At 55.6% G+C, this 11,634-nt stretch carries 4 protein-coding genes and 1 pseudogene; 2 read left to right on the forward strand and 3 right to left on the reverse strand.

Going from position 1 to position 11,634, the window contains the following annotated elements:
* Both WA354_RS12115 and WA354_RS12120 read right to left on the reverse strand, forming a co-directional pair.
* Positions 1-280 (reverse strand): annotated as a pseudogene (locus WA354_RS12115) (hypothetical protein); the annotation flags it as partial.
* Between the two features lie 180 nt (positions 281-460).
* Complete coding sequence (locus tag WA354_RS12120; RefSeq protein WP_472813270.1) at positions 461-3,286, reverse strand: UPF0182 family membrane protein; 2,826 nt, start codon at positions 3,284-3,286, stop codon at positions 461-463.
* 503 nt (positions 3,287-3,789) lie between these two features.
* Between WA354_RS12120 and WA354_RS12125 the strand changes: the two genes are divergently transcribed.
* Positions 3,790-4,614 (forward strand): 4'-phosphopantetheinyl transferase family protein, encoded by an 825-nt coding sequence (locus tag WA354_RS12125; protein ID WP_472813271.1) that lies wholly within the window; start codon positions 3,790-3,792, stop codon positions 4,612-4,614.
* Positions 4,615-4,722: 108 nt separating this feature from the next.
* Entirely contained in the window at positions 4,723-5,874 is a 1,152-nt protein-coding gene (locus WA354_RS12130; RefSeq protein WP_472813272.1) for a methyltransferase, read from the forward strand.
* A 13-nt stretch (positions 5,875-5,887) separates the two neighbouring features.
* Here WA354_RS12130 and WA354_RS12135 read toward each other — a convergent pair whose 3' ends face one another.
* Entirely contained in the window at positions 5,888-11,614 is a 5,727-nt protein-coding gene (locus WA354_RS12135; RefSeq protein WP_472813273.1) for an SDR family NAD(P)-dependent oxidoreductase, read from the reverse strand.
* Positions 11,615-11,634 lie beyond the last annotated feature (20 nt).

The following is an 11,634-nucleotide window of genomic DNA, read 5'->3' on the forward strand; positions in this document are numbered from 1 at the left end:
CGGTTGCGGCGATGCTGGCCATGCGGCGCGGATCGCGGCTGCCGCCGAGATCATTGCGCGCTCGATCGAGAACCTGGCCGGTGGTGGGGCTGGCTTGCTCCCAGAAGAAGAGACATCCCTGGCGCTCGAGGTCGTCGAGGAAGGCTTCATCGCCATTTCTCGCCTGCCATGAAGCCGCGCTTAGGAGTTTTGACGGCAGAAGCGCACACCCGCCCGCAGCGGCCAATGATTGCAGGATCTGTCGACGGGTTATGAATTGCCAAGGTGCTTCAGGATTCAAAGCTGGAACTCCTGTTTTGTTCCGAGTGGTCCGAGTCTGGAAGCGCAATCGATTGCGCACGGCCAATTTCTATCATTCTGAAATTCCATCGTCAACATATTTCGACGATGCATTCAAAGGAAAAGCCATGCCGTGGTTCATAAGAACAGCGCGCTTCCCCCCGGCATGTCCCCGAGAAGATTACTTGCGCCTGCTGTTGAGTGCATTCAGCTTGCTTTTTAGCTGCTCGAGTTTTTGTCCAGCTTCGCCCAGCTTTCCCTGTGCGGTAAGGCGCTGATAGTCTTCAAAATCTCTCGCCGCGTCATGGATAAGCGTGTTGAGATCTTCGGACTGCCCAGTGGGATTGGTTGCAATCGTGGTCTTCGATAGTTGAGCGCCGGTTGACGGTTCCGAAGTGAGGCTGGAGACTTCTCCGCCGAAGAGTGAACGGAGAGCAGCCTCGAAAGTCGAGCCGTAGGCGAGGCGATCCTGCAGCGCAAGCACGACAAGACGCAACTCCGGCATGGGGCTACGTTCGGCCTGCAGGTAAATGGGCTCGGCGTAGATGAGAGCCTTGCCGCACGGAATGACGAGGAGTGTGCCGCGACGCACGTGGGATCCTTGCTGGTTCCACAAGGTAAGCTGTCCGGATAATTGCGCGTTCTGGTCAATCCGCGCTTCCACCTGGAGGGGACCGTCGACGAGACGCGTCTTTGGAAAGTTGTAGACGACGGAGGTGCCATAGTTCGCGCCGTCGCTGCGACCAGCGATCCAGCCGATCAGGTTATTGCGATTCGAGGGCGTGAAAGGAAGAATCTCAATGAATTCGACAGACGACTCTCCGGGCAGTTTCATCAGTACGAAGTTCGGATCCATCGGTTGTGTGGCCTGATCGCCTGACGATGTCATGCCGACCTCGGAGGCGACGGTCCAGAGATCTTCGCGGTTGTAAAAGACGACCGGATCCGTCATGTGATAGAGGCCGTATGCAGTGGCCTGAAGGCGCAGGAGCAATTCGGGATAACGCACGTGCCTGCGAAGATCGGCGGGCATAGTCGAGGCATCTTTGAACAATTGAGGAAAGACGTTGCGATAGGCAGAGATGATGGGATCGCTGGGATCGAAGACGTAGAAGCTTACATTTCCGTTATATGCGTCGATGACAACCTTCACGCTGTTCCGGATGTAATTGATCTGATCATTTCCCAATGCAAAGTGAGTCGAGTAGGGGTAACTGTCTGATGTCGTGAATGCATCGAGCATCCACGATAGCCTTCCGTCATCGCCCACTACGATGTACGGATCAGAATCGAAGGTGAGAAATGGGGCGAGCGCCTTAACGCGATCAAAGACGTTACGCCGCATCAGCAATCGGCTCTCTGGGTTGATGTCGTCGCTGAAAGGGAGCTTGGCAAGGTCGTCCCGGTCGAACGCGATCAGGGCGCGACGAAGAAATCCACCCAACTCGATGCCGCCGTTTCCCTCATAGGTGGTCATGCTGTTGGTTTCGCCCTGCGGATAGTCGAACTCCTTCTGGCGGGTTTTAACGTATACGTCGGTGTTGGTAAGCTGGCCGAAATAGATTTCCGGTCGCTTTACCTGGATCGACGGCACCGTGCTCTGGATGGGCATATTGCTGAGGAGCATGGTGGGCAGGCCCTCGGGCGTGAACCCGTTTACCGAATTCATGGTGATGCCGTAGCCGTGCGTGTAGATGAGCTTTTCATTGATCCAATTGCGGCTACTCTCAGGCAGCTTTTCGACATTCAACTCGCGTGCGGCGAGCATGACCTGGCGTTCTTCGCCGTTAATCTGGTAGCGATCGATGTCGATGTCGGGGAAGTCGTAGTAGGTGCGAATTTCCTGGATCTGCCGCAGCGTATCCTGCAGTGCGTGCCAGTCCCAGAGGCGAATGTTCTGGAGAGTGGCCTGGTTATTCGCGGCATCGGCAGCTTCAACGGTGATCTCGGCAGGAAACTCGTGCTGCGCGACCTGATCGAGGTTGAAGGCCTGACGTGTGAACTGGATGTTGTGGCTGATGTACGGCTGCTCGCGGACCAGTTCGTTGGGCTTGACGATGAAACTGGTCATATACCAGGCAAAGGCCTGAATTACAAGGAAACAGAGCACGGCCGGCACAGGCGCAGCAACGAGGCGACTCACACGCGGGCGCAGGACGATGTTGGTTGCGGCAATCGCGGCGCCAAAAATGAGGGCGGCGCAGATGACGAGGGCTCCGCCGAGAAGAAGGTGATCATCGGTGTACGTCACGCCGCCGAATATCGTGTAGTCGGTGAGAATCCGATCGAAGCGGCCAAGCCACGTTCGGAATGCCACAACGACGAGAAGAAATGCGAAGGAGGCCGAAAGCGCACGCCATGGAAATGTGGATATGCCGTAGGTATGGTCCTTGAAGATCTGCGAGCTGCCGGTCAATAGAAGAAAGAGTCCGGCGATTGCGCAGCTAAAGATGGCGAGCATGAGCAGCCAGCCGAAAACGAACTGCAGGGCGGGTAACGTGAAGAAGTAGAATCCAAGGCTCTTGCCGAAGATGGGATCGTGAACACCGCTGCCGCTCGATCCTGCAAACCAGTACAGGGCGAAACGAGACCACTCGCTCATAAAACTGGCAGCAGCGAGGAGAGCGATGAATGCCGATACGATGAGTGACCCAACGCGTAAGACGAGATCGACCGGAAGCTCGAATGTGCGGCTGCCGAGGACGACGGTTCCGGCGTTGCGCAGTTCTTCGCGGCAGCCGCGCCTAAGCGCCGCAAACCAGCCGTATAGGAAGAGGAATGTCAGGACGAAGGGAAGGGCGAATGCGATCCACTTGAACTGGAGTGTTCTCCAAAACACTTCTGAATAGCCGAGAGATGAAAACCAGAGCGAATCGACGTAGTAGGAGATCGCGGTTCGTGTGCTGAAAAGGACGACAAGAACAGCGAGGGCCACCCAAAGGAAAGCGCGGCGGTGCTTTATGGGTGGCTCTTCTCGAATTGGATATACGACGCGCTCGTGAATCACGGTTACCAGCTTCCGCCGGTCTTCTTAGAAGGCGATATCCGGCAAGCGCAATTGTACTGCGCTCGATTACGAGGCGATTGGATTAACAGATGAAACGTCGCACTTCCGCGGAAAACTTGCCTAGCGGAATGCGGCAACAGATCTCTTGACATGCCGTAGTTGGTGGGAAAGATCAAGACTGCTGTTCTGCCACGAACTTGAAGACGAGACTAAGAAGATCACGAATAATACCGCCGGAAGGGATGATCATAAGGGGGCCTTGGCGCAGACTTGCGCATCTCAGCTGACCGTGATGTGAGTCACACGTAATTGAGGTTTGCCGCCGAGTGTTTTGGGCGAAGCCAGTCAAGTGCTTGAGGGGTAAACGCCTTTAATAGAGTCGGCACGCGATCAGCGCAGGGTTTACTCTTCGAGTCACCACCCAGAGTGACGGGTTGCACAGACTCGATGGAACTGAAGTCATCGAATAGAAGTATTAAGGGCAGGGAAAAGCGAAAGACGGGGTGGTCTGCACGAATTATTCGGTCGATATGGAGAAAGAACTACTTCATCTTTGGTGCGCGAATCCGGAAGATTTCAAGCCGGCTACGATTGCCGAAGCATGCGCGACGATGTTGAGCGAAGAGGAGCGCGCACATTGGCAGGCCTTCCGCTTTGACAAGCAGCGCTGCGAATACTTGACCACTCGCGTTCTCGTTCGCACTGCGCTCTCTCACTATCGTCCCGTGGCGCCTTCTTCGTGGCGTTTTGAATTGAAAAAGTATGGCAAGCCATTTATTGTTCCGGATTGCGGATTGAGATTCAATCTGTCGCATTCTCCGCGACTCGTGGTTTGTCTGATTTCTCACGGGACTGAAATCGGAGTCGACGCAGAGCCATACGAGAGTGGGGTGAGGATTGTCGAGCTCGGCCACGAGGTTTTCTCCCCGATGGAATTAGCGCAATTCGTGGGAATGCGCGATGCCGAGAAATCGGATCGCGCCTTGTCATTGTGGACGCTGAAGGAGGCTTACCTCAAAGCGAGAGGAATGGGACTGACCCACTCACTGAACAAGGTCTCTTTTCTGTATGGCGGGCGGGCGGGGATACGTCTGGAATTGGATTCGCCTCTGGATGAGAAGGCTGATGGTTGGCTTTTCAGCCATCTCGAACACGCTGGACATCGCATCGCCGTGATGGCGCAAGGGGCATCTGCTTTCGATCTTCAACTGATTGAGATGCGCCCGATGCCGGTCAGCGCCAACTATCTGACTACGGCGCCAGGACAATGGTATCCGCTTATCACTGAGGATCAGGTCCGGGCACCTGGGGAACTTGACAACTCCTGATCGCTTGAAGCGATTTCGTGGAGCCGGCTTACGAGCTGAGTCACGGGGAAACTTTCACAGGCACAAATGCCCGGTAGTCCGCTATCCGGCATTCGAGGAGTATCAACGATGGGTTTGATCGCGACAATATCAGAAGCCGTTTCGCCACCCAGGATTCTGGCCGATCCTATGCGCATGTCGATCCTTGCGGACGAATTGACGCGGTGCCAGTACACACTCTCGAATTGCGCGAGGCGCCTGGGCGTTTTTCCGCGCCTCGGCGTCAATTTCTGGTCGACGCTCCGACGCAAGTGGGAACCTAATGAGAACGATCCCGTTGACTGCCTTTTGGAACTCTTAATCGATGGGCGCGAAGTGCCGATGGATCAGCTCAGGCGGCACCTATCCTCAGCTTTTGTCGACACGATTATTGAGACTGGACTCGCGGAAAAGGATGGCTCGATTCTGTATTCCAGGTTGTGCCTTTTCCCGTGCTACGGAAAGTTCATAGTTACCGACCGCGCATGTAAGAACATAAGCATCAACCAGGTGATGTGGCTTTGGGGGGAGAGTTTTATTCTCGGCGGAATGGTAAAGCGTGATCCAAGAAAGCGCGCCATCGATTTGGGAACGGGCTCCGGTGTGCATGCGATTCTGGCCAGCGAACACTGTGGGAGCGTTGTTTGCGTCGACATCAGCCCGCGCGCGCTCGAGTTCGCGCGATTCAACGCCGCCATGAACGGGATTAGAAACATGGAGTTCGTCTTGAGCGATCTTTTCGATTCTATTGACGGAACCTGCGATTTGCTGCTCGCAAATCCTCCCTATCTTCCCGATAGCGGTAATCATGTGGGAGAGAACTTCTGGAGCGGAGGCGTCGACGGTTGCAATATTCTATGCAACATCGTTCGTGCCATCCCTACGCGGCTAGAGAAGAGTGGGACAGCCAACTTAATAACCCTCTATCCCATGCTTCCCGGGGTGTCCATCAAGGAGCAATTCAATGGCTGGTTGCAAGGCACGCTTAGCCATTACGAAGTGCTGGACTATACATGGCCGGTTCCACACTACCAGGACCTGCTTTCGGAAAAGCCGTTTGAAGGCGACAAGTCCGCCTGGCGCTTCGGAGTGGTTAGTTTGCGGCGACTCGAGAGCGACAAGGGCTGGTGGAAGGAAGCCGGCGATGGCTGGTTCTTTCGCGAGGATGGGAGCTGTTGTGTGACTGCCGACCACGACCACTTGCGAGCATGCGCGCGGTCTTCGCACACATCAGCAAAGTAGCTTGGCGAGTGACTCAAGATGGCAGGATAGCGTTGAGTGCCTTAGCGAAATTGTGAACATAGGGTTCAAAGAGCATGGAAATATGCCCGCTGAAGATGTCGTGTATCTCCACGCCGCCTCCAGCGTATCGACCCCAGCCCAGCGTTGGGTGTTCGCGTGATCCGAGACTTTCCCCGCGATCTGTCGCCCTGAAGAGCGTGATTTTTGCCGGATAGGACTGAAAGACATAACGCTGAAGGGCCCGTATGTGAGCTTCCTCGGCCTGAAAATAATGCAGCCGCATAGGCAGTTGGCGACCCGCGAGTCGATAGCCGGCACACTCCACTATCCGAATGCGGCGAGTAAGCAATAGCTTCGCATATGCAATCTTTCCCGAGAGTACCCGCATAAAAAACCTCAAGCGGCCTTTGTGCAATCTCTTCAAGAATGAATGGAGCTTGGTTCTGGTTTTTAGAGGTTCAGCGCTCCCGGGAATGCCGGCGTCAATGAGGACGAGCAACGCTGGCTCCGCACCTTGCGCGCTGAGTTGTCTGGCCATTTCAAAGGCTATATGTCCACCCAGAGACGCTCCCGCCAGCAAATAGGGCCCGTCTGGGTAAAAGGCTCGAAGCTCGTTGACGTAGATTGAGGCCAGTTCCTCAAGGGTCGTCTCGCGAACTTCGCCGGCGACGAGAGGAGACTGGAAGGCATAGAAAGGCTGATCGTGGCCGAGTGCATTGGATAGCTGCTGGTAGAAGAGGACATCTCCCCCAATTGCGTGGACACAAAACAGGGGAACGCGCGTGCCGTTGGTTTGAATGGGCACCAGCGACGACCAGATTTTTGGCTTGTCATTCGCCGGTTGCTTCTTTCTGGAAATCACCTCGGCGAGATGGGGCACAGTCCGCGCTTCAAAGAGGACGGCCAGTTCAAGGTCCACCTGATACTTCTTCTTGATCTTGGCGAGGAGACGGACACCGACCAGCGAATGGCCGCCGAGCTCAAAGAAGTCATCATCCGGTGCCACGTGCTCGACTCCGAGCAGGTCTTGCCACCATGCCGTCAAGGTCTCGTCTATGCGCTCGTTCCCCGTCGCAACATCAGGAGCAATGGCGCGAGGCGGCTGCGGCGATTGGGTTGGTTTGATGGAGTTCAGATTCCCGATGGGCTCGGAGACGACCACGATCACGGGTGGGATTGAAGCGCGGAGAATACGTGTCAAGGCTCGAACTGCTTCGAGCGGAGGAATTCCGGGATGGTCGGCAACTTCGATTCGCTGCTCTCCGCCACTGAGTTCGGCGTGGCGGAGCATCCCATGGGCCGCGACAACCTCTCCGCCATCTTTGATTCGGCGCATGGTAAAGCCTTCGATCTCTGCCAATATATGGTTCTGCTCATCGAACAGGGTAATGTCGAAGATCTCAACTTCTCCATGAAGCACGTTCTCTGGCCGGGCGCGCATATGACTGAATATCCGGGAAGGAAATGTATGGTAGATGCAAATCCGCTTGTAAGAGAGCGGCAGGTGAAGATCGGCAGAGGACGCGTAGCCGTCTGTAAGGTAGAGCGCGCAGCCGGTAGCCAGATCGAGCAGGGCGGGATGCATAAGGAATGTGGAGCAGTCTGAGGAGAACCTGGCATCCAATTGCAACTCGGCCAAGCCTTCGCCCTTGCCGATATTGAGCCGGTTGATACAGCGCCATCGAGGACCGAAGTCGAAATATTGCTCCTGCCTGGTTCTGTGTTGTTCGTCAAAGGCGATTTCGAGTTCATTGCAGCGAGCAGTGACGGCCGCACGATCGATGCTCGTAGGCGGATGCCCAGAACATGGCGCGATGAGGCCGGTGGAATGCTCAACCCAATCGCTTGCCGGTACAGAGCCAGCCTTTGCGAAAATCGAGAAACGGAAGGTTCCTTTGTGTACGACGCCTTCCTCATCAAGTCGCAGTTGGACTCGAACTTCTTTGGATTCAAGAGGACCGAAGGTGAGCGGAGCAAGAAAAAAGACATTCTCAAATTGGATAGGGCCGGCGAAAGAGCCACGCGTAAAGGCCGCCGCGGCCATTTCAAGGTACCCCGTTCCGGGAATCAGGGCCTTGCCGATCTTCATCCTGTGTTCTGAGAGCAGCCATTGATTTTCGATAGAGAACTGGGTTGCATACACCTTTTCTCGGGGAGTTTCGAGCAAGCGCTGTTTAAGCAATGGGTGTGGTGAGGCGGAGCGGGCACCCATGCCGACATCGCGCCATGCACCCCAATTGACAACCGTCACCAGGCCTTTGCGGCTCAGAGCGAAAGCATCAAGAAAGGCATTGGCGGCTGCGTAGTCCACCTGTCCCGCTGGCGGGAAGATGGAACTGATGGAGGAGAACAGGACAAAGCAGCCTAGTGAAGCATCACCAAGTGCCTCTTCGAGAACCAGGGTTCCGTGCACCTTCGGAGCGAGTACGCGCGCCGCGCTCTCCGCGGTCTTCAGCATCAGCGGACCGTCGTCGAGGACACCTGCAGCATGGAAAACGCCATCGATTCTTCCGTATTGTTTTCGCGCCATGTCAACGACGGTGCGCATCTGACGAAGATTCGTAACGTCGGCGTGAGCAACCAGAAGGCCACCGCCAATAGACCGGATAGCAATGAGCTGTCGAATCCTCTGCTTATCGGCTACAGTTCCTTGTGCGTCATCGAGGAAGGCTTCCCACTTTTCTTCGGGAGGAAGCGCGGAACGACTGACGAGTACAAGGCGGGCGTTGAATTCGCGCGCGAGATGCTCAGCGACAATCAGCCCAATGCCGCCTAATCCCCCGGTGATAAGGTATATGCCTCTTTGCTTCAGCCGCGGGATTTCAGAGGTGCCTTCCAGGCTCAATTGCTCTAGTGTTTCAACAAATCTCGCACCGTTACGAAAAGCGATCGTAGCGTTCTCACGAAGCGACATGAGTTCGGCGACGATCTGGGTTGCGCATTGCTCCCGCTGGACTTCTTCCAGATCGACGTCGATGCTGCGGCAAGTGATCCCCGGTAATTCCTTCGGGATGACTCGCGCCAGACCAAGCACCACAGCGCGAGCTGGATTGCGAACCGGCTCTTCTGAAACCTGTTGCATCCGGCTGCTGACGAACGCTATGTCAGAGTTGCAAATATCCTGATCGGCCAGGGCCTGCGCCAGATAAAGGGGACTGTAAAAGCTTCGCTCCAGTGTTTCTTCAAGTCGTGGATCCCCATTCTCCGAAGTCACGGACCAGAGATGGAGAACTTTGTCGGGCTGATATCCATTCTTCACTACCTCAGTGACGAGCGCATCATAGTCCGCACGAATTTCGGGTCGTATGGTGAAGTCCCCTCGTTCTGCGTGCTTAAACGCAGTGCCGGATGCGACCAGAACCACGTCTTGGTTCTTTTCTCGCAGCGTAGCCGCGATGCGGTTGCCAAGTCCCAGTGAGTCATTGAAGATGATCCAGCAACTGACCCCGTTGATTTGTCCAGCACTCACCGGAGCGGGTTTCCAAACTCGCCGGTAGATCGGTAGCTCTTTGCCGCCACTTGGCTGCGGAGCGACCTCAGGCGAGGGCGAGATGGGCGCTTGGACTTGATCCGGCTCAATCCAGAATTTCTGATGTTCGAAGGGATAGGTTGGCAATGAAACCCGCTGCGCAGAGCCGAGTGGATGCAGCTTTGCCCAGTTAACTTTGGCGCCTTGTGTCCAGATCTGTCCGAGGGTCTGAAGTGCGCAACTAACGTCAGTAGCCGTGTCACGAGGATGCGGAAGCGATTGATACGCCTTGGCCTCTTTGCCTCCTTGTTGGCGAGCCAGAGATGTAAGCGTGTTGCCAGGCCCAATTTCAATCAGAATTCGTTCGGGCTTATGGAAAAGCTCGGAGAGACAGTCTGAGAAACGAACCGTCCGGCGAATGTGGCGCGCCCAGTACGCTGGACTGGTGGCTTCTTCTGGTTTGATCCAGGTTCCGCTGACATTCGAGAGATATGGGATGCGCGGAGGTTGAAGTGAGATGGTCGACAGCAGGCTCTGGAAAGACTCGAGAATGGGTTCCATCATTTCGGAATGGAATGCATGCGAAGTGATTAAGCGCCGACAGGCAACCGAATCTTTTGCAAGCGTCTCTTCAAACGCCGCTATTGCGTCCGTGGGACCGGAAACTACGCATAGTCTCGGATTATTAACGGCGGCGAGGGACAGTGTGCCATTCAAATGAAGGTCCGCGACGGGAAGCGGAATGGCGAGCATCGAACCCGAGGGAAGATCATAGATCAGTCGTCCACGGCAGGCGACGATTGCGAGAGCATCTTCTAGGGAGAAGACGCCAGCGAGACATGCAGCTACGTATTCCCCGATGCTGTGGCCCACCATGGCGACTGGCTCTATCCCTAACGACATCCACCAGCGGGCGAGCGAGTACTCGATGGCGAAGAGAGCCGGCTGCGTAAGCCAGGTTTGATTAAGCTTTTCTGAAGCCGCCTGCTTGTCCTGCTCTGATGGGTAGAGCGCTTCGCGCAGATCAAGGCCGAGATGTTTAAGAAGGTGTCGCGCGCAGAGATCGAGACAATCGTGAAAGACCGGCTCGTTATCGTAAAGTTCACGGCCCATGTTGACGTACTGCGAACCCTGCCCAGAGAACATGAAGACCACCGGCGGTGCGACTTTGTCGGCGACGGCGGATACAAAGTGACGACGCCCCCCGGTTCCAACTGCGCTCCAGAGCTCACCGGAATCTTTGACAACCTCTGCGCGACGGAACAGGAATTCCTGGCGACCAACCTGGCAGGTGAAGGCAACGTCAGCCAAATTGAGCTCGGGGTGCTCGCGCAAGTGGGCAATGAGATTGTTCCAGGCATGCTCTGCCGCGGCTTCAGTCTTCGCAGAGACCGTTAAGAGTTGATAAGAACTTCCCCACCGCGACACAGTCGATTTCGGTGCTTCTTCGAGAACAACATGGGCGTTCGTGCCTCCAATCCCCAATGCTGTCACACCCGCATGTCGCGGCTTTCCGTTTGAGGGCCAGTCCGCCAACTTGTTGCTAAAAAAGAATGGACTATCCTTCAGCTCGATATGAGGATTCAAATTCTGAAAATGAAGAGTGGGAGGAAGTTGCGAGTGTTCTAGGGAAAGAATCGTTTTGATTAATCCGCCAACGCCGGCAGCCGCATCGAGGTGTCCCACATTGGACTTCAAGGATCCAATTCTGCAATAACCCTTGCGATCTGTCGAATGACGAAAGGCCAGTGTGAGTGCTCTGATCTCGATCGGGTCACCGACTACTGTCCCTGTGCCGTGCGCTTCGACATAGGAGATATCGTCGGCACTGACGCCGGAAATCTCCAAAGCCTCACGGATGACCTCGGCCTGCCCTTCGACGCTGGGCGCCAGGTATCCCACTTTGCGCGCTCCATCGTTGTTGATTGCCGACCCGAGAATCAGCGCGTGGATATGGTCGCGGTCTGCGAGGGCATCCTCGATGCGTCGCAGTGCCACAATTCCCAGACCACTTCCAAACACGGTGCCGCTGGAAGCCGCATCGAAAGATCGACAGTGGCCGTCCCGGGAGAGAATCTCTCCTTCACGATAGGTGTAACCATGTCCATGAGGGACCTCAATCGTGACTCCGCCAGCCAGAGCCATATCGCATTCATGATTGAGCAGACTCTGACAGGCCATGTGAACCGCAACGAGTGACGTCGAACACGCCGTCTGCACGTTGACGCTCGGGCCCCGCAAATCGAACTGGTAGGAGACACGTGTGGCCAGTACGTCCTTGTCGTTGCCGG

The sequence above is a fragment of the Occallatibacter sp. genome (assembly GCF_049802275.1).
In the GTDB taxonomy this organism is placed as follows: domain Bacteria; phylum Acidobacteriota; class Terriglobia; order Terriglobales; family Acidobacteriaceae; genus Telmatobacter.